Origin of the sequence: Methylobacterium sp. NPDC080182 (assembly GCF_050281105.1) — a bacterium.
GTDB lineage: Bacteria > Pseudomonadota > Alphaproteobacteria > Rhizobiales > Beijerinckiaceae > Methylobacterium.
Genome location: NZ_JBNNWO010000001.1, coordinates 441,835 through 465,686, shown reverse-complemented (window position 1 = coordinate 465,686; position 23,852 = coordinate 441,835). Strand labels below are relative to the sequence as shown.

Genomic DNA, 23,852 nt, shown 5'->3' with positions numbered 1-23,852 from the left:
TCCATGGACGACTTCGAACTCACGCAGCCGCGCTTCAAGGCCTACATCCTGCCGAACGCGCCGCTGCAGAAGCTCGCGGACGGGTTCCGCTGGACCGAGGGCCCGGTCTGGTTCGGCGACCGCGACGAGCTCCTGTTCTCGGATCTCCCCAACAACCGGGTGATGCGCTGGTCGGAATCCGCCGGCCTGAGCGTCTACCGCGAGGCGAGCGACTTCGAGAACGGTCACGCCCGCGACCGCCAGGGGCGGATGCTGTCCTGCTCGCACCGCGGCCGGCGCATCAATCGGACCGAGCTCGACGGGCGGGTCACCGGCCTGGTCGAGCATTACCGGGGGCGACGCCTGAACTCGCCCAACGACATCGTCTGCAAGTCGGACGGGACGATCTGGTTCTCGGACCCGCCCTACGGCATCCAGACCGACTACGAGGGCGGCAAGCAGGAATCCGAGCTGCCCGCCGCCGTCTACCGCTTCGATCCGCGCGACGGCTCGCTGCGGGTGGTGGCCGACGACTTCCAGGGGCCGAACGGGCTCTGCTTCTCGCCCGACGAGCGCAGGCTCTACATCGTCGAGACCGGGCTGCAGTTCGACACCGATCCGCTCCAGCACGTGCGCGTCTTCGACGTGGCCGAGGACGGAAGCCTGTCGGGCGGCGACGTGTTCTGCCGGATCGCGCCCGGTAACGCCGACGGCATCCGGTGCGACGAGCACGGCAATGTCTGGTCGAGCGCCGGGGACGGGGTCCACTGCATCGACCCCGGCGGCGAGCTGGTCGGCAAGATTTTCGTGCCCGCGACGGTCGCCAACCTCACCTTCGGCGGACGCAACGACAGCCGCCTGTTCCTGTGCGCCTCGCAGGCGCTCTACGCGATCTACGTGAACGTGCGGGGAGCGCCGCTCCTGTGAGCGGCACCGCTCCCGAGGGCGGCGTGCGGGCCCTCGCGGGGTTCGGCCGCACGGTCGCGGACCTCGCCGTCACGGAGGCCTTCTACCAAGACGGGCTCGGCTTCGCGCGGGCCGCCCCGCCGGAGCCGGTTCCCGCCGCGCAGGCGGAGGTGATGGGGCTCGCGGACCGGCGCGCCACCCAGCTGCGCATGCGCCTCGGCGGGCAGACCGTGACCTTCCTGGCGGTCGATCCGCCCGGCGCGCCCTACCCAACCGATCCCGCGGCGACCGACCCGTTCTTCCAGCACCTCGCGATCCCGGTCCGCGACATGGAAGCCGCGGCCGCGCGACTGGCACGCCTCGCCCCGACGCCGATCAGCCGCGGCGGGCCGCAGCGCCTGCCGGCCTCCACGGGGGGGGTGACCGCCTACAAGTTCCGCGACCCCGACGGGCATCCCCTGGAGCTGATCTTCTTCCCCGACGGTCCCGCGGCCGCCCGCTGGCGCGACGCGCCGGGCCTGTTCCTGGGGATCGATCACTCGGCGATCACCGTCACCGACCTCGACGCCACCCTGGCCTTCCTGACCGGCCCCCTCGGGCTGGCGGTGGCGGAGCGCGGCCTGAACCGCGGGCCGGAGCAGGCGCGCCTCGACGGCGTCGACGATCCGCAGGTCGACGTGATCGCCCTGGCGCCGCCGGACCCCTTGCCGCACGTGGAGCTCCTGCATTACCGCACGCCCGCGACAGAGCGGCGGCTCGTCGTCGAGCCCGCCGACCGGGCCGCCACCCGCTACCTGTTCACCGCAGCGGATCCGCGGGCCCTGTCGCGGCGCCTGCGCGAGAGCGGGCGAACGCCGCGGACCTCCGCCGACGGCGCGGCGGCCTACTGCGCCGGCCCGGACGGACACGGCTTCTTGTTCGTGCGCGGCTGAGGCCTCCGTTCCGGGAGCGTGCGCCCGGGCTTGACGCGTCGCCCCTCCGGCGTCCAATCCGGCCGCCCCGGAGGTGAGTTAGATGCCGCTCCTCGCCCTGCCCTTTCCGGCCATCGATCCGGTGGCGATCGCGATCGGGCCGATCACGATCAAATGGTACGCGCTCGCCTACATCGCCGGCCTGATCGGCGGCTGGTACTACGCGCGCCGCCTCGTCATGGCCGACAGCCTCTGGGGCGTGGTGAAGCGCCCGCAGGTCGTCGACATCGACGACCTCGTCGTCTGGGTGGCGCTCGGCGTCGTGCTCGGCGGGCGGATCGGCTACGTGCTGTTCTACAATCTGCCGATGTACATCGCCGATCCGTGGGAGATCCTGGCGATCCGCAACGGCGGCATGTCGTTCCACGGCGGTTTCATCGGGGCCATCCTGGCCTTCGTGCTGTTCGCCCGCGGGAAAGGTCTCAACGCCTACACGCTCCTCGATATCGGCGCCGTGGTGGTGCCGATCGGCCTGTTCTTCGGCCGGATCGCCAATTTCGTGAACGGCGAGCTCTGGGGCCGCGTGGCGCCAGACTTCCCCTACGCGATCGTGTTCCCGAGCGGCGGCCCGCTGCCGCGCCACCCGAGCCAGCTCTACGAGGCCGCCACCGAGGGCCTGCTGCTGTTCATCGTGATGGCGCTCAGCGTCCGCCGGTTCGGGTTCCGCAAGCCCGGGCTCCTCGGCGGCATCTTCGTCCTCGGCTACGCGCTGGCCCGGACCGTCTGCGAGTTCTTCCGCGAGCCGGATCGCCAGCTCGGCTTCCTGTTCGGCGACCATCTCGGTCCGATGGGCGGCGGCGTGACCATGGGCATGCTGCTGTGCGTGCCGATGATGATCGTCGGCCTGACCTACATCGTGCTGGCCGCGACCGGCCGGACACGGCCCCGCCATCCGGTGGAAGCGCCGGCCGCCGAGGCCGCCCGCAAGGCGGCCGTCGAGGCGTGACACCTCTCGGAACCGAGATCGCGGCGCTGATCCGGCAGAACGGGCCGATCGGCGTCGACCGCTACATGGCCCTCTGCCTCGGCCATCCGGTCCACGGCTACTACCGCACCCGCGATCCCCTGGGCGCTCAGGGCGACTTCACCACCGCGCCCGAGATCAGCCAGATGTTCGGCGAACTGCTCGGTGCCTGGACAGCCTACGTCCGCGGCCCGATCGGGTCGCCGGATCCGCTCCTCTTGGTGGAGCTGGGGCCCGGCCGCGGCACGCTGATGGCGGACGCGCTGCGCGCGTTGCGGGCAGCGCTCCCGGGCGTGCGCGTGGCACCGCACCTCGTCGAGACGAGCCCGGTGCTGCGGGCCGCGCAGGCGCGCGCCCTCGCCGGGACCGGTGCCGCGTGGCACGACAGCGTCGAGACGCTGCCCGAGGGGCCTGCGATCATCCTGGCCAACGAGTTCTTCGACTGCCTGCCGGTGCGCCAGTTCGAGCGCCGGCCGTCGGGCTGGCACGAGCGGCAGGTCGGTCTCGATCCGGCGGGCGGCCTCGCTTTCGGCCTGTCGCCGGAGCCGGTCCCGGGCCTCGCGGCGGACGGCCCGGACGGCGCGCTGATGAGCGTGCCGGCGGCCGGCCTCGCGCTGATCCGCGCGCTGGCGCGGCGGCTGTGTTCCGAAGGCGGCGCCCTGCTGACCATCGATTACGGCCATGTCCGCCCGGGCTTCGGCGACACCCTCCAGGCGCTGGCGGGACATCGCTTCGCCGACCCGCTGGCGGAGCCCGGCGAGGCGGACCTGACGCATCACGTCGATTTCGCCGCCCTCGCCCAGGCGGCGCGGGCCGAGGGCGCCGCGATCCACGGCCCCGTCGATCAGGGCGACTTCCTGGCCGCCCTCGGACTCGGGTCCCGTGCCGAGCGTCTGAAGGCACGGGCGAGCCCCGCGCAGGCCGCCGCGATCGACGCTGCGGCCGCGCGCCTGACCGATCCGGCCCGGGGCGGGATGGGAAGCCTGTTCAAGGTGCTGGCGGTGAGCGGCCCGTCCGTCGGGCCGCTCCCGGGATTTCCGGGGCTCTGAGCCGCCGGGTCGATGCGCGGCCCCGTACGGGCCGGCTACTCTCAGCCGAAGGAGCCGAAGCCGGAATCGGTCTGGCTGGCGGGCCGCGGAGTCGGCGGCGCGGGCGGGTTGAGGTCGGTCGGGTCGAAGGCGGCGGGCTCTCCCGTGACGGGGTGGGCAGGCGCGCTCGGAATCCGGGGCTCTTCGGCCTCGGGCGTCTCGGGCAGGGCGTCGGTCTCGATCCCTCGTGACATCGCGATCCTTCTCAAGGCGGGGCCGGATCGGCTCCGTACTGCAATGCAGCAAGAATCTGACGGTTGAACGACATCGTCAAGGGTCCGCCCTTGCGCTATCGGGGCGCGACAGGGGCAAGCGCGAGGCCGACCGTGACCGCAGGCATGTTCATCGAGGCGCCGGAACTCTCCGCCCATGCGGGCGTGCGCCACGCCTTCTTCACCCGCGTCGGCGGGGTCTCCGAGGGCCTGTACGCGTCGCTCAACGGCGGCCTCGGCTCCCAGGACGCGCCGGAGCGCGTCGCCGAGAACCGGGCGCGGATGTGCGCGCAGCTCGGCCTGACGCGGGACCGGCTGGTGAGCCTGTATCAGGTCCACTCGGCCGACGTGGTCACCGTCGAGGCCCCCTTCGCGGCGGAGCGGCCGAAGGCCGACGCCATGGTGACGCGGGTTCCGGGCCTGGCGCTCGGCATCGCCACCGCGGATTGCGGGCCGATCCTGTTCGCGGATCCCGAGAACGGCGTCGTCGGCGCCGCCCATGCCGGCTGGAAGGGTGCGCTCACCGGCGTGATCGGCGCGACCGTGTCGGCGATGGAGGCGCTCGGGGCGCGGCGCAGCCGCATCGTCGCCGTCCTGGGACCGACGATCGGTCAGGCCTCCTACGAGGTCGGTCCGGACTTCGTCGCGCGCTTCGGGAGCGATGCCCCCGGCATGGAGCGCTTCCTCGGCCCCGGCGCGCGGCCGGGGCACGCCCAGTTCGATCTTCCGGGCTTCATCCTGGCCCGGCTCGGCGAGGCCGAGATCGGCGAGGCCACCGCACTCAATCTCTGCACCTACGCCGATCCGGAGCGGTTCTACAGCTACCGGCGGACCACGCATCGCGGCGAGGCGGATTACGGCCGCCTGATCTCCGCGATCACGCTGGTGCCCTGACGAGCCAGTGCGACCTCGGAAAGGGGCTGCGACACTTTGTCGATCCTCGGCCCGAAAAAAAGCGTAGCCGTAAATGAACCTTGGCCATTCGACCGCGTTTAGGGGTCAAGGTGCCGGGGAAAACGGCGGGTTGCCACAAGGGGCCGCGAGAGCGGTCGGCGACACCGCGGAGCGCAAAGCAACCCTGGAACCGCTGGAACGCAGCCAGATCCGGTTCCGCAACCGTCCGCCCGTGGGACGGCGCGGACCACCAGTGAGGACCAGATCATGAAATCCATACTCCGTGTGACCACGGCCCTCGCGGGCGTCGCCTTCGCGGGTTCGGCCTTCGCCGCCGACCTGCCACGCCGCGCCGCCCCGCCGCCGGTGTTCACCCCCGTCCCGGTCTTCACCTGGACCGGCGCCTACTTCGGTATCAACGCCGGCTACGCCTTCGACGCCAGCGACCGCAACACCGGCAACACCTTCGCCGTCCCCTTCCCCTACGCCGCCCCCGGCACCGTCGCCTCCTTCCGCAACCGCAGCCAGGACGGCTTCTCCGGCGGTGGTCAGATCGGCTACAACTACCAGTTTACCCCGGGCTCCGGTGTCGTGATCGGCTTCGAGGCCGACGCCCAGTACCTCGACTTCGGCCGCAGCCGGAACAGCGCCTTCATCTCCGGCGCGCTGGCCCCCGGCTACTACGTCACCGACCCGCGCGGCCTCTCCAGCCTCGACTTCTTCGGCACCGTCCGCGGCCGCCTCGGCTACGCCTTCGACCGCACCCTCGTGTACGGCACCGGCGGCTTCGCCTACGGCTCGGGCAGCGCCGACCGCTCCTTCGGTGGCTTCGCCGGCAACGACAGCTTCCGCACCGGCTGGGCCGCCGGCGGCGGCATCGAGTACGCCCTGCCCACCGACTCGTTCCTGAACTTCTTCCGCTCCTCGGCCGTCACGCTCAAGGTCGAAGGCCTGTACGTCAACCTCGACCGCGGCACCCGCAACCAGGGCGCGTTCGTCATCAACGCCGCCAACAACTTCCCGGTCGTCTACAGCGGCGTCGGCCGCCGCGACGACCAGTTCGCCGTCGTCCGCGCCGGCCTGAACTACAAGTTCGGCACGTTCTAGGATCGCGTCGGCGCGGCCGCGGCCGCGCCCCCCACTCGGCATGCAGGAAGCCCGGCCGGCAGGTCGGGCTTCTCGCGTTTCGGGATAGGCGGATGAAGTTTTCGCAATCCCCCTGACAAAGCGTCGCCGCGCACCCATGTCCTAGCTGCCATGCGGCGCGTTCGGGCCCGCGGGTGAGATTCGAGGAGGACGACTCCATGAACAGCGAAGAACGCGACGTCATTTCGGGAATCTTCCAGCGGCTGGAGCAGGCGCAGACCCAGCCCCGCGACGCGGAGGCGGAGCGCTTCATCGCCGACAAGCTCCGCGCGCAGCCCTACGCGCCCTACGCGATGGCGCAGCTGATCTACGTGCAGGAAGAGGCGATCAAGAGCCTCAACCAGCAGCTGGAGCAAGCTCGTAGCCAGGCGGCTCCGGCCCAGTCCTCCGGGGGCGGCGGCTTCCTGTCGAGCATCTTCGGCGGCGGCAGCCAGCAGCGCCAGGAGCCCCAGCCCGGCTACGGGCAGCCGCGTCCGGGCGGCCAGCCCTGGGGCAATCAGGGCGGCCCGCCGCAGGGTTACCCGCAGCAGGGCTACCCGCAGCAGGGCGGCTACCCGCAGCAGCAGGGCGGCCCGTGGGGCGGCCAGCCCCAGGCGCCGGCGCGCGGCGGCGGCTTCATGGCGACGGCCCTGCCCATGGCGGCCGGCGCTGCGGGCGGCATGCTCCTCGGCAGCGCCCTGTCGAACGCCTTCGCGGGCGGCCATTCGAGCCTCGGCAGCGCCGCGGCCGCCGGTCTCGGCGGCGGGGGCGAGACCGTCGTCAACAACTACTACGGCGACGGCGGCGGCAACCAGGATCTCGGCTCGGCCCTCGACAACAGCGGCGGCGACATGGGCAGCTTCCAGGACGCCGGCTACAGCGATCCGGGCGGTGATTTCGGCGGCGACCTCGGCGGCGGCGACGACAGCGACTGGACCTGATCGTCCCTGAGACGCAGCGGAAGGCCCGGTCGCGTCAGGCGCGGCCGGGCCTTTCTCGTATCCGGAAGGTCCGATCCGCGACCGGGGCCGCGTCGGCCGCTCAGAGGACCTCGACCCGCGTCCCCACCGGCACGCGCTCGTAGAGATCGATGACGTCGTCGTTCATCATGCGGATGCACCCCGACGAGACCGACTGCCCGATCGTGTTGGGCTCGTTCGTCCCGTGGATCCGGTAGAGCGACGATCCCAGGTAGAGGGCGCGGGCGCCCAGCGGGTTCTCCGGGCCGCCGGCCATGTGGCGCGGCAGGTCGGGACGGCGGGCCAGCATCTCGGCCGGCGGCGTCCAGTCCGGCCACTCCGCCTTGCGGCTGACCGTCTTCAGCCCGCTCCAGGCGAAACCGGGGCGGCCGACGCCGATCCCGTAGCGCAGGGCGCGCTGCCCGGCCTGCACCAGGTAGAGATGCTTTCCCGCGGTGTCGATCACGATCGTTCCGGGCTTCTGCCGCCCCGTGAAGGCCACTTCCTGGCGCTGGTACTCCGGCGAGACCGCGCGGCCGATCCGGCCCGGATCTCCCTGGGGCGCACCGTAGGGCTGAGGGGCGCCGGAGGCCTGGCCATAGGGCTGGCCATAGGGCTGGCCGTAAGCCTGCCCGTACGCCTGCCCGTAACCTTGCGCCGGCTCCGGCTCGACCGGCACCAGCTCGCCGGAATAGGCCGCGACGCGCTGCTGCGGCGCCGCGCGCTGCGGCCAGCCGCGCCCGGGCGCGCCGCCGGCACTGCCGGTGACGAGATACTCGATCAGGCCGCCGCCGTAGCCGCCCTCGGCGTAGCGCGCCTGCTGCGCCCGGGCGGGGCCGCACAGCACGAACGCGGCCGCGGCCACCCCCATTCCCAGACGGACTGAACGCCGCATCGTCGCATGCTCCCGAGCCGGTGCCCGTGCTCCCGGCCCGCGAACGATCCCGTCGAATTTTACCGAATCCGGTGAACGAACGTGGTGAATCGCCGGGGCGGCCCGGCCCGTCCCCGGCCCGTCGCGACCAGCGTGAATCGGCGGTTAAGCCCCGCCGGGGCCCTCGGCCCCCGGGCGAAGAGGGCCGGCGGCAAGAAGCTCGGCAGTCACAGTCCGCTAACCGTTATGGTAGACAGTCGCGGCGACGGAACCCGAACGCTCACGCCCGGACGATGACCCAGAAGCGCTATCGCATCGAAGACAGTCTCGGGCTTCCCGCGGCTCCCCCTCCCGGACCCGGGGCGTCCGCCTCGAGCGAGCGCCTGGAGGAGATCTTCAACGCCATCCAGGACTTGCGCCGCGTCACACAGATGAGCGCGAGCGAGACCATCGAGTCGTGCCGCCGCGAGCTGCACGAGGCGCTGGCGATGCGCACCGAGCTCGACGTGATGAAGGAGGCGATCACCCGCACCAAGTCGGAGCTGGCGACGCTGCACCGGACCGAGAACACCGGCAAGGGCATGCGCCGGGCGGCCGACGAGCTCGACGCGGTGGTCGACTCGACGGAGCGCGCCACCACGCAGCTCCTCGGCGCGATCGAGGAGATCGAGAGCCACGCCGGCATGCTCAACGCGGCGACGCTGCCGCCCGGCACGAAGCAGCACGTCGACGTGATCCTCGAGCGCGTGATCACCGCCTACGAGGCCTGCAACTTCCAGGACCTGACCGGCCAGCGGATTACCAAGATCGTCAGCGTGATGAAGTTCATCGAGGAGCATCTCGACCGGCTCATCGCCACGTGGTCGGAACTCGACAGCTTCAAGGAGCTCATCACCGTCATGCCGGTGCCGACGTCCCTGGACGACGAGAGCTCGCTGCTCAACGGGCCCAAGCTCGACCACGACATCGGCCACGTCGACCAGAGCGACATCGACTCGCTGTTCGACTGATCGAGCCGACCGGGCGCGCGATTTTTATCGCCGCCCCGGTCCCCCTGGCGGTCCGGAACGCTTAGATCTGCGGTATGAGCCGCAGAGCCCTCTCAGACCTGCCCCCCGACACCTTCGACGACGGCCGCGACGCCGAGCGGGACGAGGCCGCCGACGAGCCGGAAGCCGGCCTCCCCGACACGGAGGCGCCGGAGATCGATTTCGACTTCGAGCCGGGCGCCGTCCAGGCCGGAACCGAGGTGATCCGCCGGTTCTGGTCGACACTGCCGTCCTCGCCCGGCGTCTACCGGATGTTCGACCATCGCGGCGATGTCCTCTACGTCGGCAAGGCCAAGAACCTGAAGGCGCGGGTCGGCTCCTACGCGCGGGGCCAGGCGCACTCGAACCGCATCGCCCGGATGATCTCGCAGACGGCGGCGATGGAGTTCGTCACCACGGCGACCGAGACCGAGGCGCTCCTCCTCGAGGCCAACCTGATCAAGCAGCTGAAGCCGCGCTTCAACGTGCTGATGCGGGACGACAAGTCGTTCCCCTACATCCTGGTCACCGACGACGGCCCCGCCCCGCAGATCGTCAAGCACCGGGGCGCCCGGCGCCGGAAGGGCAATTATTACGGCCCGTTCGCCAGCGTGTGGGCGGTGAACCGGACGGTGAACGCCCTGCAGCGCGCCTTCCTGCTGCGCACCTGCACCGACAGCTACTACGAGAACCGCACCCGGCCCTGCCTGCTCTACCAGATCAAGCGCTGCTCCGGCCCCTGCACCGGTGAGATCGCCGCGGACGACTACGCGGCCATGGCGGATTCCGCCCGGGCGTTCCTCGCCGGCAAGTCGAACGCCGTGAAGGACCGGATGCGCGCCGAGATGCAGGAGGCGTCCGAGGCGATGGAGTTCGAGCGCGCCGCCCGGTTCCGCGACCGCATCGCCGCCCTGTCGGCGATCCAGGGCGTGCAGGGAGTCAACACCCAGGGCGTCGAGGAGGCGGACGTGTTCGCGCTGGACGAGCAGGCCGGCCAGTTCTGCATCGAGGTGTTCTTCTTCCGGAACTTCCAGAACTGGGGCAACCGCGCCTATTTCCCGAAGGCCGACCGGACGATGACACCCGACGAGGTGCTGGGCTCGTTCATCGGCCAGTTCTACGACGACAAGCCCGCCCCCCGGACCGTGCTGACGAGCCACGCGATCGAGGACGCGGAGCTGGTCGCGGCGGCCCTGTCGAGCCGGGTGGAGTACCGCGTCGAGATTCACAGGCCGAGCCGCGGCGAGCGGAAGAACCTCGTCGACTACGCCCAGCGCAACGCCAAGGAGGCGCTGGCGCGGCGCCTCGCCGACACGGCCTCGCAGGGCAAGCTCCTCGCCGCCCTCGGCCAGGCCTTCGGGCTCGACGGGGCGCCCCGCCGGATCGAGGTGTACGACAACTCGCACATCATGGGCACGAACGCGGTCGGCGGCATGATCGTCGCCGGCCCGACGGGCTTCATGAAGGCGCATTACCGCACGTTCAACATCAAGTCCGAGGATCTGACCCCCGGGGACGATTACGGCATGATGCGCGAGGTGCTGCAGCGGCGCTTCAAGCGGCTCGTGAAGGAGGCGCCGCGCACGGAGCGCGAGGCGGCCGTGGCCGCCGCCGAGGGCGGCGTGCCGGAGCCGGTGCCGGCCGAGGAGAGCGAGGCGTTCCCGGCCTGGCCGGACCTCGTGCTGATCGACGGCGGCAAGGGCCAGCTCGACGCCGCGCGGGCGGCGCTGGATGAGGTCGGCGTGGCGGGCGTGCCGCTCGTCGGCGTCGCCAAGGGCCGCGACCGGGATGCGGGCCGGGAGACGTTTTTCGTGCCCGGCCGGCCACCCTTCAAGCTTCCGCCGCGCGACCCGACGCTCTACTTCGTGCAGCGGCTCCGCGACGAGGCGCACCGCTTCGCCATCGGCAGCCATCGGGCCAAGCGGAAGCGTGAGATGGTGAAGAATCCGTTGGACGAGATCGCCGGCATCGGTCCGAGCCGCAAGCGCGCGCTGCTGCACCACTTCGGGACCGTGAAGGCGATCGAGCGCGCCGCCTTCGAGGATCTGGCCAAGACCCCGGGCGTGAACGCCGCTACCGCGCGGGCGGTCTACGACTTCTTTCATGCCGGCGCCTGAGAACCCGGCCGCGATGGCCGCGGCGGAATCTGAGGCGTTGACGCCCGGGCCCCGCTCTGATTTCACCCCTCCGATGAACGCCGTCCTTCCCCGACGACGGTCGCCGGCCTGGACGCTCGCGAATTGCCTGACCTACGGGCGCCTCGTTGCCGTGCCGGTGATGGTCGCGCTGCTGTTCTGGCCCGAATCCCACACGGCGCGGTGGACGGCGCTGGGGGTGTTCGTCGCGGCCGCGATCACCGACTACCTCGACGGGTACGTCGCCCGCACCTACCACCAGAGCTCGGCGCTCGGCCGGATGCTCGATCCGATCGCCGACAAGCTCCTGGTCTCGGCGTGCCTGCTGATGCTGGCGGCGGACCACACCATCGTCGGCTCGAATATCTGGGCGGCCATCGTGATCCTGTGCCGCGAGGTGCTGGTCTCCGGCCTGCGCGAGTATCTGGCGGAGCTGAAGGTCGGCGTGCCGGTCAGCCGGATCGCGAAGTGGAAGACCACCGTGCAGCTCCTGGCCCTCGGCTTCCTGGTGGCCGGTCCGGCGGGCGAGACGGTGCTCCCGGGAACCGAGCCGATCGGCCTGACGCTCCTGTGGCTCGCCGCCGCGCTCACGCTCTGGACCGGGTGGGACTACATGCGGGCCGGGATCAAGCACGTCATCGACGATCCGCGCTGAGGGATCCGTCTCCGGGACGCGCGGTCCCTGCCCTGTCTCCGGTACGGTGATGCGATGAAGCTCGTCTATTTCGCTTGGGTCCGCGAGCGGATCGGCCGCTCCGAGGAGGAGCTGGCGCCGCCGCCGGAGGTCGCCACCGTCGCCGATCTCGTCGGTTGGCTCCGGGGCCGGGGCGAGGAATACGCCTACGCCTTCGAGGATCCCGGCGTCGTCCGCGCCGCGATCGACCGGGCCCACGCCAAGCCGGACGCGCCGATCGCGGGGGCCCGCGAGATCGCCTTCTTCCCGCCGATGACCGGCGGCTGAGACCCGGCCGCGCCGCGCACGTAGTTCGCCGGGGTTGCTTCGAGTCGGCTTCCGCGGTCATTGGCGCCGTCGCTCCGGCTGCACCTCATGCCGAACGGCGCGCGGGCCGAGCCAAGTTCTCTACGGGTTCGGCCCGCCTCAGGACGCGACACGCCGCGGAACGCCCAAGCTGGCATTGCCGTTATCCGCTACCGAAATCGGTATTGGAGTTTCAGCATGCGCATGACCTTGCTCGCGACCGCCGCCCTGTTGAGCCTCGGCGCCGCCGCGCAGGCCCAGACCACGGTGATCGAGCGCGACCGCCCGGCCGTCGTCGTCGACCGCCCGGCCTCCGAGTCGAAGTCCGTGACCGTCCACGACCACGGCGACGGCTGCGTCACCAAGACGGTGCGCAAGGAGAACGACATGGGCGACTCGAAGACCGTCAAGAAGGAGACCTGCGACTGAGGCAGGGGAGCGGGCCGGGCCGAAGCCGTCGACGCCTCCGCCCGGCCGATCCTTTGCCCGGCCGCTTCGTTGCCCGGCGCCGGTCCTAGCGCCAGCCCGCGTCGATGAAGTACGCGTGGGCCGTGCACATCCGGGCATCGTCCGAGGCCAGGAACAGGACCAGCGCGGCGACGTCCGCCGGCTGGATCCGACCGTCCAGGCACTGCGCGGCGACGATCTCCGCCTCGCCCTCCGGCGAGTACCATCGCTCCTGGCGGGGCGTCTGAACGTTGCCCGGCACGATCGCCGCCACCCGGATGTTGTCGCGGCCGAGGTCGCGGGCGAGCGCCCGGGTCATGCCCTCGATCGCCGCCTTGGCAGTCTGGTAGAGCGGCATCTCCGTCAGCCCGAGATGCCAGCTGATCGATCCGAAATTGAGGATCACGCCACCGCCGGCGCGGCGCATGGGTGGGACCGCCGCCTGGGCCGCGAAGAACAGGTGGCGCAGATTCACCGCCATCCGGTCGTCCCAGTAGGAGGGCGTCACGTCCGCGAGAGCGTGGCGGTCGTCGTTGCCGGCATTGTTGATCAGGACGTCGAGCCCGCCGAGGGCCGTGTCGGCCTCGGCCACCAGCGCGCGGACCGCCTCGATATCGGTCAGGTCGCAGCGCCGGTAGAGCGGGGCGTGCGCGGCGCCGGGCGCGAGGCGCGCCACCACGGCGCGGGCCGCGTCGTCCGCGATATCGCAGAACAGGACGCGGGCGCCCTGCCCGACGGAGGCCTCCACCAGCCCCTCGCCGATGCCCGAGGCACCGCCGGTCACGAGGACGCGCTTGCCGGCGAGGCTGGGATACCGCGCGCGCTGATCGCCCGTCGCCGTCATCGACCCTCCTCGACGTGGCTCGCCCGGCCGGAATTTGTCCGAGTTTATCACGGTGGCCACCCGCGGCAACGGCGGCGCGGCCGTCCCCCATTCGCGAAACGTTAACGGTTCGCGAATGAGATCGCCGGGTCTTCTAGAAAGGAACACCCGATGCCCCTGCGCCTGGAACTCAAGCCGTTCGAGCGGCTGATCATCAACGGCGCGCTGCTCCGCAACGGCGACCGTCGCTCGACCTTCCTGATCGAGACGCAGTGCAAGTTCCTGCGGGAGAGCGAGATCATCACGGAGAGCGAGGCCGACACGGCCTGCAAGCGTCTCCACCTGACGCTGACGGTTATCTACCTCGCCGACGACCCGACGCAGGGCATCGACCTGTTCTTCCGGCAGGCCACGGACTTGCTGGGACTCGCGCCGGCCGCCGCCGGGCAGATCGCCGCGATCGCCCAGGCCGTCGAGGCCGGCGAGTATTACCGGTCGCTCAAGCTGAGCCGCAAGCTCGTCGAGTGGGAGGCGGCCGGCGCCGAATCGCCGGCCGAGGTGCCGGACGCCGCGGCGGCTCGCTGAGCGGTACGCGGCCTCAGCCGGGATTGCCCTGCAGGCCGGCGGCGATGTGATTGTTGATCGACACCAGCGTGGCGATCTTCTCTGGCGTGGGAGCGATCATCGTGTCGATGCAGCTCTGGAGCACGAACACGCCCAGGCGTCCGACGCCCTGCTTCACGTCGGCGGGGAGCGGGTTCTCCGCGGACGTCGCCTCGGAGGTCAGCAGCGTCCAGACCCGCTGGTTGAACGACAGGGCCTCGTTGATGCGCCCGGCGTCGCCGCTGGTGAGCCCCTGGCTGGCGCCGATCAGCTTCTGCGCTGCCTTGAGCAGCACGGCGGATTCGGCTTCGCGGGGCGACAGCGCGCTGTGGGAGGTCTTGGCGTAGGCGTTGGCGGCGTAGTTCATCGGCGGTCCAGCCCCGTCGTCGGGCCTGCCACTGAGGCAAGCTAGCGCGTAGCTGTCGCAGATCAGGAGTTAAAAGCGCGTGAGCGCCGCATCCGCCATGATGCCGCCGGGTTGGTTATCGACGACGCTGTGCGGCCGAAAGGAACCGGCCCCCGGACCCCAACCCCGATGTTGAATTTCGTTCTCGGAACTGTTGCCGGCGGCCTGATCGCCTGCGTGCTGACCATCGCGGCGGCACGGCAACCCGAAGTGCAGTCCCGACTGGGCCTCGTGCCGGTGGCGCCGGCGACCCTGGCGGCGGTCACGAAACCGGCCGAACCCGATTGCGGCCGGAGGACGGAGCCGACCCCGAAGATCGGCTCCCAGGAGATGCTGTTCAACCGCCAGAGATTCTGGTCGGTCGCACCCTAATCAGAACGTACCGATCAGCATGAGCAGCATCGTCGTGGCGACGGTGGTGCTGACGAAACCGCACAGGGCGGCCGCGAAGGACGGACCGGTGCGGGTGACGGTGGGCTCGATGTCGTTCGAGAGCGTGGCGGGGGTCATCGGCGCAGAACCTTCTCGGCGACCAGCGTCGCGCGTATCGGGGTGATGCTTCAGGAACGGGACGGCCGAGGTGCGATCGCGCACCCGGTCAGTCGCAGCGGTTGATTTTCTTGGCGATCCGCAGACCCCGCAGCTCGCTGCGGAGGTCGATGGCCACGACGCCCTCTCCGCATCGCTCGAACGCGTCGCGGGCATCGTCGTAGCGGTCGCCCACCTCGTCGAGCGTGTCGCAGACGCGGTCATGGTTGCCCAGGCGGGCTTCCTGACGCGCCTGGAAGCGCAGGGCGTTCGCCTCGTCGACCTTGCGCTGGGCTTCGATGCAGGACGGCAGGGCCGACGCGGCGGAAGTCAGGGCGAGGCCTGCCAGGAGGCTGGCGAGGCAGCGGGTCAGAGTGACCGACTTGGCACTCACGGGAACACTCACACACGGTTTGTGATGGCAGATCCGCGGGCGGTCCTGCCGGGCTTCTCGGAGCGGCTCAGGTCCACTCCTTCTCTGTCCGCTGAAACAGTGAAGCTGACGTGAAAGTTCCGCCCCGAATCACCGCTTCCGGCGCAGTCGGGAGGTCAGGATTGCGGAGAGTGGCACGGGGGCCGCACCCATCGGATCGACGCCGACATCGTACTGCTTCGGCATCGGCTTGAGCTTGCCGTGGCTGTGGCCGTGGAGGTTCAGCGCGCCCCGGCTCATGCCGTTCCAGGTACGGAACGCGTAGTGGCAGAGCACCACCATCCGCCCCTCGACGGCGAGTTCCGCGTAGTGCCGGACCGACGCCCAGCCGGGCGCCGTGAGCGTGTCCGGCCCGTCGTTGTTGCCGGCGATCAGGTGCTTCTCGCCGTTCAGTCCGGCGAGGATCGCGCGGATCCGGTCACCGCTCGGGCCGAGGGCGAAATCGCCGAGGTGCCAGACCGTGTCGCCGGGCGCGACCGTCGCGTTCCAGGCCGCGATCAGCCCGGCATCGTGGGCCTCGAGATCCGGGTAGGGCCGGTGGTCGAAGCGCAGCGCCCGCGGATCGCCGAAATGCGTGTCGCCCGTGAAGAAGATGGTCACCGGTCCGCTCCGCCTCGCCTCAGCGCCTTCCTGGGCGCCTTCCTCGACGCTTTCCTCGGCGCCTCGCCCGGCAACGCCGCCGGACTGCCGCCGAAAGCGGCGCGCGGCCGCGTTGTTCCCGCCGGCCCGCGTCCGCCTGGCGCGTTGACGGCTCGCGCGCCAGGGTCGAAGCCTCGTCGGGCGAGGCGCGAGCGGAGGGGCACGGGGCATGCTGGGAACGTTGGGGTTCGCGTTCCTGGCCGGCCTGCTCTCGGTGCTCTCGCCCTGCGTGCTGCCGCTGATCCCCATCGTGCTCGGCACGGCGGCGGCCGAGCATCGCCTGGGTCCGGTGGCTCTGGCGGCCGGGCTCGCCATCGCCTTCACGGCCATCGGGCTGTTCGTCGCGACGATCGGCTTCACCGTCGGGCTCGACGGCGACGTGTTCCGGCGCACCGGCGCGGTGCTCCTGGTGCTCCTGGGCGCCGTGCTGATGCTGCCGCGGCTCCAGGCCCGGGTCGCGACGGCGGCCGGCCCGGTCGGCGCCTGGGTGGAGGACCGTTTCGGCGGCGTCGGCTCCGGGGGATTGCCCGGCCAGTTCGCCGTGGGCCTGCTGCTCGGCGCGGCCTGGAGCCCCTGCGTGGGACCGACCCTGGGGGCGGCCTCGCTCATGGCGGCGCGGGGCGAGCATCTCGGGGGCGTCGCCCTGACCATGCTGGCCTTCGGGATCGGCGCCGCGGCCCCGCTGATGCTCCTGGGCCTCGTCTCCCGCGAGGCGCTGCTGCGCTGGCGCGGCGGCCTCGCCGCGGCCGGCCGGGCCGCGAAGGCCGCGCTCGGCGCCGTGATGGTCGTGCTCGGGCTGCTGGTGCTGACGGGCCTCGACAAGCGGGTCGAGGCCGCGGCCGTCGCGGCCTCGCCGGACTGGCTCAACGCGGTGACGACGCGCTACTGACTCCGCGAAGACCCGGCGAAGACCCCGCGAAGACCCCAGGTTATCCGGAACGGAGTTCGGCCATGAGCGATGCCCCCCGCCTGACCAGTCTCGCCCACGGCGGCGGCTGCGGCTGCAAGCTCGATCCGGCCACCCTGCGCCAGCTCCTCGCCCAGCAGCCGGCGGCGGGCCCGTTCGAGCGGCTCCTCGTCGGCAACGAGACCGCGGACGACGCGGCGGTGTGGGAGCTGGAGGACGGCACCTGCCTCATCGCCACCACGGACTTCTTCACCCCGATGGTGGACGACCCCGTCGATTTCGGCCGGATCGCCGCGACGAACGCCATCTCGGACGTCTACGCCATGGGCGGCCGGCCGCTGTTCGCGCTGGCGATCCTCGGGATGCCGCTCGGCAAGATCGACCCCGAGGTGGTCGCGCGGATCCTGCGCGGCGGCGCGGAGCAATGCGCGGCGGCCGGCATCCCGGTGGCGGGCGGCCACTCGATCGACGCGCCGGAGCCGATCTACGGTCTGGCGGTGATCGGGACCTGCCGCCGCGAGGCGGTGCGGCGCAACGCCGACGCGGTGGCCGGGGACGCCGTCCTGCTCACCAAGGCCCTCGGGGTCGGGGTCTACTCGGCGGCGATCAAGCGGGCGACCCTCGACGAGGCGGGCTACCGCGACTTCATCGCGACCACGACGCTGCTCAACCGGATCGGGACCGATCTCGCCGCCGAGCCCGCCGTGCACGCCCTGACCGACGTGACCGGATTCGGCATCCTGGGGCACGGCCTGGAGATCGCCCGCGGCGCCGGCCTCACGCTCACCCTCGAGGCCGACGCCCTTCCCCTGCTGCCGCAGGCGGAGGCGCTGGCGCGCGCGGGCGCGGTCACCGGCGCCTCGCACCGCAACTGGGCGGCGTTCGGCGAGGCGGTTGACCTGCCGGCCGACTTCCCCGAGTGGCGCCGCCATCTCCTGACCGATCCGCAGACCTCGGGCGGGCTGCTGGTGACCTGCTCGGCCGACCGGGCCGACGCGATCCTGGCGCGCATCCGGGCGGCCGGCTACCCGGCGGCGGCCTGGATCGGCCGGATCGAGGCCGGTCCGGCGCGGATCCGCGTGTCGGCCTGACGGGCCGCCCGCCCCGAGAGGCAATCTTCAACCTTCCCGTCCACTCTGCCGCCCCGCACGAGACCCGAGCCGCCGCCAGAGCCGCCGTGACCGACGCCGCAGACATGTCATCGCCCGCCCACGGCGTCGCCGGCTGGCCGTTCGGGCGCAGCGCCGGCGCGCCGGCCCGTCCCGCGTCGCTCCCCGACGGGCGTCCGTGGCCGCGGATCCGCGTCGTCACGGTGGCCGGCGCGGGTGCCGCGCTCGCCGAGACCATCGCGTCGGTCCTGCGCCAGGGCTACCCGGAACTGCGGCACGACCTGCTCGACCCGGCGGCCGGCCGCGCCGCGGCGGCGCGCATCCTGTCGGTTCCCGATCCGGAGCACCTGTTCTGGCTCCGCGCCGGCGACCTGCTCGCGCCCGGTGCGCTGACCGCCCTGGCGCTGGAGGCCGCGCTCACCGGCGCCGACGCGGTGGCGGGGCTGCGCGTCCTGTTCGACGACATCGTCCGCGGCCTCGACGGCCCCGGGGCCGCGGACGGCGGGATCCTCTGGCGGCGGGACGCCCTCGCGCACGCGATCATCGACGCCGACGGGACGCTCGACGCCGCCTCCGCCTGGTCGGCGATCCCCGCCGATCGGCGGAGCCTGATCGGCCGCCCGATCCTGGTCCACAGGCTCGACGCGCCGCCGCCCCCGCCCGCCGCCGGCCTGTCGATCGTGTCGCTGACCGGGACCGGAACCCGCGGGGGCGCGGGCGTGGCCCAGCGCCGCCTCGCCGAGGCGCTGACGCTCGCGGGCCACCGGGTCGCGGAGGTGACGCTGAGCGGACGCCCGGAGGCCGCCGAGTGGCGCGACGACTTCCCGCGGGCGGAGGCCGCGGTCGCGGCGGCCGCCCCCGATCTCGTCCTCGCCGGCAACCTGCACGGCGCCACCCGCAGCCTCGACGTCGTCGGCCGCCTGGCGCGGCGCGGTCCGGTCGGCCTCGTGCTGCACGACCTCTTCCCCCTGACGGGCCGGTGCGCCCACCCCCGCGACTGCGGGCGCGCCGCGTCCGGCTGCGACGCCGCCTGCCCCGGCCCGGACGAGTACCCGGAGCTGGCGCCCGGCCGGATCGCCGGGATGCACGAGCGCAAGCGCGCGGTGCTCGCCGGCGCCGCGCCCGGATCCCCGACGCGACCCTCCGCGCCCTGGCTGCTGGCCAATTCCGACTGGACGCTGGCGCGGGCGCGCGAACTCGCCCCGCCCGGCAGCGTGATCGAGCCCGTGCGGCTGGCCTTCCCGACCGCCGTGTTCCGGCCCGGCGATCGCGCGGCGCTGCGCGGCACGCTCGGCCTGCCGGCCGACGACGTCCTGATCCTCGTCTCCTCGGTCATCGTCGACGGGCCCGACAAGGGCTTCGCCGATCTCCGGGCCGCGCTCCAGGCCGTGGCGGGCCCGGGCGTCGGCGTGGTGGCGGTCGGCCGGCTCGACGACCCGGCCCGGCTCGGCGTCGCGAACCTGTACGCGCCCGGCCTCATCGCCGACGAGGCGCTCCTGGCCGCGTGGTACGGGGCCTGCGACCTCCACGTCACCGCCAGCCGTCACGAGACCCTCGGGCAGACGCCGATCGAGGCCGGCCTGTGCGGGGTGCCGACGCTCGCCTACCGCACCTCCGGCCTGACCTCGGCCGTGATCGACGGCGTGTCGGGCCGCCTCGTACCGGTGCGGCCGGGCGCCCTCGCCGAGGCGCTGGCGGCGCTGGTCGGCGACAGCGAGGCGCGCGCGCGGCTCGGCGCCTTCGCGCGCATCGCCCTGGAGAGCCGCTACAGCCCGGCCGCCTCCGCGCTGTCGCTGGACGCGGTCTTCCGGCGTCACGGGCTGCCGAGCGCGCCGACGGGCCCGCGCTTCGCCCCCGGGATGCTCGGGCACTTCCCCTTCGCGGCAAACCTGCGGGCGGGCGCGGCCGGCACCGTCCCGGCGGTCTCGCGCCCGCTCGTGCGTCGGCTGCGGCGGGCCAAGCAGATGGTCTTCGGGCGTCGGATGCCGCTCCTCGTGCGCCGGTGCCTCTACCTCGCCGGCGCGCTGCGCCGGAGCCACACGTGACGGCCCGCGGCGACAGGGCCGGCGATACGGTGGGCGGCGTGGCCGGCGACGTGGCCGACGACGTGGCCGGCGACAATGCGGGCGGCGCGCGGGCGGCGCCGACTCGGCGGCGGATCTACCTCGATCAGACCCATCTGCGCGCCCACGTGACGGGGATCGAGCGAGTCACCCTCGACCTGTTCGCCCCGGACCGGCTCGCCCCGCACGCGGTGCGGCCGGTGACCGCGGGCTCCCTGCCCGGCATGGTCGCCGCGCAGCAGCTCGGCCTGCCGGCGCGGGCGCTGATGGATCGGGACGCCCTGTTCCTGTTCCCGGGCTTCCCGCCCGGGCCGCTCTGCGCCGTCGCGGCGTCGCGCTGCCTGCTCTACGTCCACGACACCTTCCTGCTCACGCGGACGGAGGATCTGAGCCTTCGCAGCCGGCTCTACATGAGCCCCAGCTTCGCCCTGGCCCTGCGCTGGTGCCCGAACCTGTTCGTCAACAGCCGCACCACCGGGGCGGACGTGCGCGCGCTCTGCGCCCGACGCGCCCGCGTCGCCCTGCTGCGCCCCCCCGTCCGCGACGCCTTCGGGCTCGCGCACCTGCCGGGACCGGCTGCCTACGCGCCGGGCCGGCCGCTGCGCATCCTCGCCATCGGCACCATCGAGCCGCGCAAGAACTATCCGGCGACCCTCGCGCTGACGGCGGCGCTCATCCGTGCCGGTATCCCGGCGGAGCTCCACCTCGTCGGCCGGGTCGGCTGGGGACAGCACGCCTTCCTGGACGCACCGCCGCCGTTCCTGCACCGCCACGGGTACCTCGCCGACGCCGAGCTGCGCGCCCTCGCGGGGTCGTGCCACCTGCTGGTCTCCACCTCCAAGGCGGAGGGCCTCGGCCTGCCGCTGCTGGAGGTCCAGCACGGCGGCCTTCCGGTGGTGGCGCCGGACGACCCGGTGTTCCGGGAGGTCCTGGGGGCGTCGGCCCTGCTGATCCGGCCGGAGGAGCCCGACGCGGCCGCGGGCGCCCTCGCCGGCTGGATCCGCGACGGCGCCCTGGCCCGCGCCGCCGGAATGAGTCGGGCCAACGTGGCGCGCTGGAACGCGATCGCGGCCGAGGACGGCGCGCGCTTCCTGCGCTTCCTGGCCGGCGATCCCGCGGCTTACGATGCGCTGGAGTCAATTGTCGCACACTCGGGCACCGCCTGAGGCGACCTGCGTAGTCCCCAACAAATCGGGAACTTTTCACGCCCGATTGTCGTGACAGTCAGGACTGCATCTGTAAGCGATATCTGCCAGCTTCCTGAAGCAAGTGCCGCATCGGGGCGACACTACTGGTCCGGTATGTTGATTGCTGGGCTCCCGAAGAAGGCAGCGCCTCGGGCGGGCACCTGTTCCAGATCGGCACGGAGCTGGTCAGAAAGGGAACGGGCGACGGGGCGGGTGACGGGCGGCGGTCTCCGCCGAGGCAGGTCAGGGAGCGAGGCGTATGTTCGACTTCTCGACGCGGATGAGCGGCGAACGGCCCGTGCGGATGGTGCTGCCGCAGGTCGCGCCGCCGACGGACGGCCGCGTGATCCTGCGGCGGCTGTGGCGCGGCAGCGGCTTCATCGTGCTGGGCGGCCTGTTCATGGTCGCCGTCGCGGTGGCGCTCCTCGGCCTGATCCCGCCCCGCTACACGTCGAGCATCCAGATCCTGGTGGATCCGAGCGACCTGCGCGTCGTCGAGAACGACGTGAACGCGCGCCAGCCCCAGGCCGACAGCGGCGTGTCGATCGCCGAGAGCCAGGTGCGGGTGATCCAGTCCGACAGCGTCCTGCGCCGGGTGATCACCAAGCTCCACCTCGACCAGGACGACGAGTTCGTGCTGCCGGACGGCAACAACCCGACCCTCACCTGGATCAAGGGCGCGCTGGGCATGCTGCCCCCGCCGGCGAGCCGCGACCCGGTCTTCACAGCCCTCGACACGCTGCAGAATCGGCTCACTGTCCGGCGGGCCGAGCGGACCTTCGTGATCGACGTCTCCGTTCAGTCGCGCGATCCCGAGAAGGCCGCCCGCATCGCCAACGCCGTCGGCGACGCCTACTTCGCCGAGGAGGCAGCGGCCCGGACCGAGACCGCGCGGCGCGCCTCCGACGCCCTGGCGGGCCGGCTCAACAGCCTCAAGCGCGACGTCGAGCAGGCCGAGAGCGCCGTGGTGCGCTACCGCGAGGATCACAAGCTCGTGGCCGCCAGCGGCCGCCTGCTCACCGACCAGCAGCTCGGCGACCTGAACCAGCAGCTCGTCACCGCCTCGATCAAGACCGCTGAGGCCAAGTCGCGCCTGGAGCAGGCGCGCCGCATGCGCTCGTCGGATCCCAGCACCGCCCTGCCGGAGATGCTGCAGAGCCTGGAGATGCAGGCCCTGCGGCAGCAATACGCCACCCTGTCCCGCAACACCGCGGAGCTCGCCACCCGCCTCGGCGAGCGCCACCCGGCCATGGCCGAGCAGTACGCGCAGCAGCGCGACCTGCAGCGCCTGATCCAGCGCGAGAAGGAGCGGATCATCGAGACGACCCAGAAGGATTACGACCGCGCCGCCGCCAGCGAGGCGGCGATCCGGGCCAATCTCGACCGGGTGAAGAACGAGACCGCGTCCAGCGACCGGGCCTATGTCGGCCTGCGCGAGCTGGAGCGGACCCTCGACGCCCGCCGCGGCATCTACGAGGCCTATCTGAAGCGGGCCCGCGAGGCGAGCGAGCAGGAGAGGCTCAACACCACTAACGTCCGGATCATCTCGGCCGCGGTGCCGGCGCGCCAGCGGACCTTCCCGCCCTCGCCCAAGATCGTCCTGCCGGTGGCGCTCGTCCTCGGCCTGCTGCTCGGCGGCGGCATCGCCCTGATGCTGGGCGCCGACAGCGATCGTCGCCGCAAACTGCGCGCCGCCACCCGGCCGGCCGCGAGCTTCCGGGCCGCCGATGCGTGACATCGGCGAGATCAGCCTCTACCTGAGCGCTATGGATCCGGTCCTCGGGGAGGCACACACGGTGAGCGCCCCGGCCCCCGCGGCGTCCGGATCGCCGCAGACGGGCGCGACCGTCGAACTCTTCGGCTACCGGTTTCACACCGGTCCCGCCGCGACCCTCGTGGCCGACGTCGCGGCCCGGCGTGACGGCCGCCCGCGCATGATCGTGACGGCGAACGTCGATCACATCGTCCAGCTCAGCGAGAACGCGCCGTTCCGCGAGGCCTACGCGCGCGCCGCGGCCCGGACCCTCGACGGGATGCCGCTGGTCTGGCTGGCCCGGAAGGCGTGCGGCCAGCCCGTTCACCGGATCACCGGCCACGACCTCCTGGGCTGCGTCCTGGCCGACCCGCCGGCCTTCGCGCGGCGGGTCTTCTTCGTCTCCGCCCGACAGGACGCGGCGGACGCGCTGGCGACCCGGCTGCAGGCAGCGGGCCTTCCGCCCGGCGCCGTGGCGAGCGCCGTGCCACCCTTCGGCTTCGAGCACGACGCGGCCTACAGCCGCGCCCTGGCGGAGCGGATCCGCGCCCACGGGACGACGCTGCTGGTGATGGGCGTCGGCGCGCCCAAATCCGAGATCTGGGTGGATCGCCACGGGCAGACGCTCGGCGAGCCGGTAGTCTTCTGCGTCGGCGACGCCCTCAACGTCGCCGCCGGGTTCCTGCCGCGCGCCCCGCGGCTGATGCAGCGCCTCGGGCTCGAGTGGATCTACCGGTTCCTGCAGGCGCCGCGCCGGCTGTTCCGGCGCTACTTCATCAAGTCGTGGCGCTTCATCGGCCTCGCCGCGCGCGACCAGTTCCGGCGGCGCGCCGGCTGACC

General features: G+C 72.3%; 27 protein-coding genes. 20 read left to right on the top strand and 7 right to left on the bottom strand.

The window, feature by feature from the left end; all coding sequences use genetic code 11:
* The first annotated feature begins 3 nt into the window (after nucleotides 1-3).
* From ACQKQD_RS02365 to ACQKQD_RS02350, 4 genes are all read left to right on the top strand, one after another.
* Nucleotides 4-906, top strand: coding sequence for an SMP-30/gluconolactonase/LRE family protein (locus ACQKQD_RS02365; protein WP_091679136.1), 903 nt, complete (start codon nucleotides 4-6; stop codon nucleotides 904-906).
* Nucleotides 903-1,817 (top strand): VOC family protein, encoded by a 915-nt coding sequence (locus ACQKQD_RS02360; RefSeq protein WP_100250678.1) that lies wholly within the window; start codon nucleotides 903-905, stop codon nucleotides 1,815-1,817. The genes ACQKQD_RS02365 and ACQKQD_RS02360 overlap by 4 nt, the downstream gene beginning before the upstream one ends.
* Before the next feature lie 82 nt (nucleotides 1,818-1,899).
* Entirely contained in the window at nucleotides 1,900-2,802 is a 903-nt protein-coding gene (lgt, locus tag ACQKQD_RS02355; protein ID WP_427507382.1) for a prolipoprotein diacylglyceryl transferase, read from the top strand.
* Nucleotides 2,799-3,869 carry a class I SAM-dependent methyltransferase gene (locus tag ACQKQD_RS02350; protein ID WP_427507381.1) on the top strand — a complete coding sequence of 357 codons (1,071 nt, stop codon included), beginning with the start codon at nucleotides 2,799-2,801 and terminating at the stop codon, nucleotides 3,867-3,869. Before lgt ends, ACQKQD_RS02350 begins: the two co-directional genes overlap by 4 nt.
* Before the next feature lie 41 nt (nucleotides 3,870-3,910).
* Here ACQKQD_RS02350 and ACQKQD_RS02345 read toward each other — a convergent pair whose 3' ends face one another.
* Nucleotides 3,911-4,102, bottom strand: a complete 192-nt coding sequence (locus tag ACQKQD_RS02345; protein ID WP_012322302.1) for a hypothetical protein — start codon at nucleotides 4,100-4,102, stop codon at nucleotides 3,911-3,913.
* Nucleotides 4,103-4,246: 144 nt separating this feature from the next.
* On the opposite strand from ACQKQD_RS02345, the gene pgeF reads away from it, so the two are divergent.
* The 3 genes from pgeF (at nucleotide 4,247) to ACQKQD_RS02330 (ending at nucleotide 7,080) form a co-directional block, all read left to right on the top strand.
* Nucleotides 4,247-5,014 carry a peptidoglycan editing factor PgeF gene (pgeF, locus tag ACQKQD_RS02340; protein WP_427507464.1) on the top strand — a complete coding sequence of 256 codons (768 nt, stop codon included), beginning with the start codon at nucleotides 4,247-4,249 and terminating at the stop codon, nucleotides 5,012-5,014.
* A gap of 267 nt (nucleotides 5,015-5,281) precedes the next feature.
* Nucleotides 5,282-6,121, top strand: a complete 840-nt coding sequence (locus tag ACQKQD_RS02335) for an outer membrane protein (RefSeq protein ID WP_427507380.1) — start codon at nucleotides 5,282-5,284, stop codon at nucleotides 6,119-6,121.
* 197 nt (nucleotides 6,122-6,318) lie between these two features.
* Nucleotides 6,319-7,080: a DUF2076 domain-containing protein gene (locus ACQKQD_RS02330; protein ID WP_091679149.1), complete on the top strand. Its 762-nt coding sequence runs from the start codon at nucleotides 6,319-6,321 to the stop codon at nucleotides 7,078-7,080.
* 100 nt (nucleotides 7,081-7,180) lie between these two features.
* Here ACQKQD_RS02330 and ACQKQD_RS02325 read toward each other — a convergent pair whose 3' ends face one another.
* The gene (locus tag ACQKQD_RS02325; protein WP_427507379.1) at nucleotides 7,181-7,993 is read right to left on the bottom strand and encodes a L,D-transpeptidase; all 813 of its coding nucleotides are present in this window, start codon (nucleotides 7,991-7,993) and stop codon (nucleotides 7,181-7,183) included.
* A gap of 272 nt (nucleotides 7,994-8,265) precedes the next feature.
* On the opposite strand from ACQKQD_RS02325, the gene ACQKQD_RS02320 reads away from it, so the two are divergent.
* The 5 genes from ACQKQD_RS02320 (at nucleotide 8,266) to ACQKQD_RS02300 (ending at nucleotide 12,543) form a co-directional block, all read left to right on the top strand.
* Nucleotides 8,266-8,982, top strand: a complete 717-nt coding sequence (locus ACQKQD_RS02320; protein WP_020090645.1) for a protein phosphatase CheZ — start codon at nucleotides 8,266-8,268, stop codon at nucleotides 8,980-8,982.
* 74 nt (nucleotides 8,983-9,056) lie between these two features.
* Nucleotides 9,057-11,117: an excinuclease ABC subunit UvrC gene (gene uvrC / locus ACQKQD_RS02315; protein WP_427507378.1), complete on the top strand. Its 2,061-nt coding sequence runs from the start codon at nucleotides 9,057-9,059 to the stop codon at nucleotides 11,115-11,117.
* Between the two features lie 73 nt (nucleotides 11,118-11,190).
* The gene (gene pgsA / locus ACQKQD_RS02310; protein ID WP_020090647.1) at nucleotides 11,191-11,790 is read left to right on the top strand and encodes a CDP-diacylglycerol--glycerol-3-phosphate 3-phosphatidyltransferase; all 600 of its coding nucleotides are present in this window, start codon (nucleotides 11,191-11,193) and stop codon (nucleotides 11,788-11,790) included.
* Nucleotides 11,791-11,844: 54 nt separating this feature from the next.
* On the top strand, nucleotides 11,845-12,096 hold the full coding sequence (gene moaD / locus ACQKQD_RS02305) for a molybdopterin converting factor subunit 1 (RefSeq protein WP_029357972.1): 252 nt from the start codon (nucleotides 11,845-11,847) through the stop codon (nucleotides 12,094-12,096).
* A gap of 216 nt (nucleotides 12,097-12,312) precedes the next feature.
* Entirely contained in the window at nucleotides 12,313-12,543 is a 231-nt protein-coding gene (locus ACQKQD_RS02300) for a hypothetical protein (RefSeq protein WP_020090649.1), read from the top strand.
* Nucleotides 12,544-12,628: 85 nt separating this feature from the next.
* Here the strand turns inward: ACQKQD_RS02300 and ACQKQD_RS02295 are convergent, their stop codons facing one another.
* Entirely contained in the window at nucleotides 12,629-13,405 is a 777-nt protein-coding gene (locus ACQKQD_RS02295) for an SDR family NAD(P)-dependent oxidoreductase (RefSeq protein ID WP_427507377.1), read from the bottom strand.
* A gap of 150 nt (nucleotides 13,406-13,555) precedes the next feature.
* Here ACQKQD_RS02295 and ACQKQD_RS02290 point away from each other — a divergent pair, with 150 nt between their 5' ends.
* Nucleotides 13,556-13,969 (top strand): flagellar biosynthesis repressor FlbT, encoded by a 414-nt coding sequence (locus ACQKQD_RS02290; protein WP_056531717.1) that lies wholly within the window; start codon nucleotides 13,556-13,558, stop codon nucleotides 13,967-13,969.
* Nucleotides 13,970-13,982: 13 nt separating this feature from the next.
* Here the strand turns inward: ACQKQD_RS02290 and flaF are convergent, their stop codons facing one another.
* The gene (gene flaF, locus ACQKQD_RS02285) at nucleotides 13,983-14,354 is read right to left on the bottom strand and encodes a flagellar biosynthesis regulator FlaF (RefSeq protein WP_091679159.1); all 372 of its coding nucleotides are present in this window, start codon (nucleotides 14,352-14,354) and stop codon (nucleotides 13,983-13,985) included.
* Nucleotides 14,355-14,522: 168 nt separating this feature from the next.
* On the opposite strand from flaF, the gene ACQKQD_RS02280 reads away from it, so the two are divergent.
* Nucleotides 14,523-14,765: a hypothetical protein gene (locus ACQKQD_RS02280; protein ID WP_020090653.1), complete on the top strand. Its 243-nt coding sequence runs from the start codon at nucleotides 14,523-14,525 to the stop codon at nucleotides 14,763-14,765.
* Here ACQKQD_RS02280 and ACQKQD_RS02275 read toward each other — a convergent pair whose 3' ends face one another.
* The 3 genes from ACQKQD_RS02275 to ACQKQD_RS02265 form a co-directional block, all read right to left on the bottom strand.
* Nucleotides 14,766-14,903 (bottom strand): hypothetical protein, encoded by a 138-nt coding sequence (locus tag ACQKQD_RS02275; protein ID WP_020090654.1) that lies wholly within the window; start codon nucleotides 14,901-14,903, stop codon nucleotides 14,766-14,768.
* Nucleotides 14,904-14,991: 88 nt separating this feature from the next.
* Nucleotides 14,992-15,315 carry a hypothetical protein gene (locus ACQKQD_RS02270; RefSeq protein WP_012322287.1) on the bottom strand — a complete coding sequence of 108 codons (324 nt, stop codon included), beginning with the start codon at nucleotides 15,313-15,315 and terminating at the stop codon, nucleotides 14,992-14,994.
* A gap of 129 nt (nucleotides 15,316-15,444) precedes the next feature.
* A complete protein-coding gene (locus tag ACQKQD_RS02265; protein ID WP_056531711.1) occupies nucleotides 15,445-15,954 on the bottom strand; it encodes a hypothetical protein in 510 nt (169 codons plus the stop codon).
* A 208-nt stretch (nucleotides 15,955-16,162) separates the two neighbouring features.
* On the opposite strand from ACQKQD_RS02265, the gene ACQKQD_RS02260 reads away from it, so the two are divergent.
* The 6 genes from ACQKQD_RS02260 (at nucleotide 16,163) to ACQKQD_RS02235 (ending at nucleotide 23,850) form a co-directional block, all read left to right on the top strand.
* Complete coding sequence (locus tag ACQKQD_RS02260) at nucleotides 16,163-16,882, top strand: cytochrome c biogenesis CcdA family protein (RefSeq protein WP_427507376.1); 720 nt, start codon at nucleotides 16,163-16,165, stop codon at nucleotides 16,880-16,882.
* Between the two features lie 62 nt (nucleotides 16,883-16,944).
* Nucleotides 16,945-17,991: a selenide, water dikinase SelD gene (selD, locus tag ACQKQD_RS02255; protein WP_427507375.1), complete on the top strand. Its 1,047-nt coding sequence runs from the start codon at nucleotides 16,945-16,947 to the stop codon at nucleotides 17,989-17,991.
* A gap of 86 nt (nucleotides 17,992-18,077) precedes the next feature.
* Nucleotides 18,078-20,054 carry a glycosyltransferase gene (locus ACQKQD_RS02250; RefSeq protein WP_427507374.1) on the top strand — a complete coding sequence of 659 codons (1,977 nt, stop codon included), beginning with the start codon at nucleotides 18,078-18,080 and terminating at the stop codon, nucleotides 20,052-20,054.
* Nucleotides 20,051-21,238: a glycosyltransferase gene (locus tag ACQKQD_RS02245; RefSeq protein ID WP_427507373.1), complete on the top strand. Its 1,188-nt coding sequence runs from the start codon at nucleotides 20,051-20,053 to the stop codon at nucleotides 21,236-21,238. The genes ACQKQD_RS02250 and ACQKQD_RS02245 overlap by 4 nt, the downstream gene beginning before the upstream one ends.
* Nucleotides 21,239-21,518: 280 nt before the next feature.
* On the top strand, nucleotides 21,519-22,994 hold the full coding sequence (locus ACQKQD_RS02240; protein ID WP_427507372.1) for a GumC family protein: 1,476 nt from the start codon (nucleotides 21,519-21,521) through the stop codon (nucleotides 22,992-22,994).
* A complete protein-coding gene (locus ACQKQD_RS02235) occupies nucleotides 22,987-23,850 on the top strand; it encodes a WecB/TagA/CpsF family glycosyltransferase (RefSeq protein ID WP_427507371.1) in 864 nt (287 codons plus the stop codon). The genes ACQKQD_RS02240 and ACQKQD_RS02235 overlap by 8 nt, the downstream gene beginning before the upstream one ends.
* The last annotated feature ends 2 nt before the right edge of the window (nucleotides 23,851-23,852 follow it).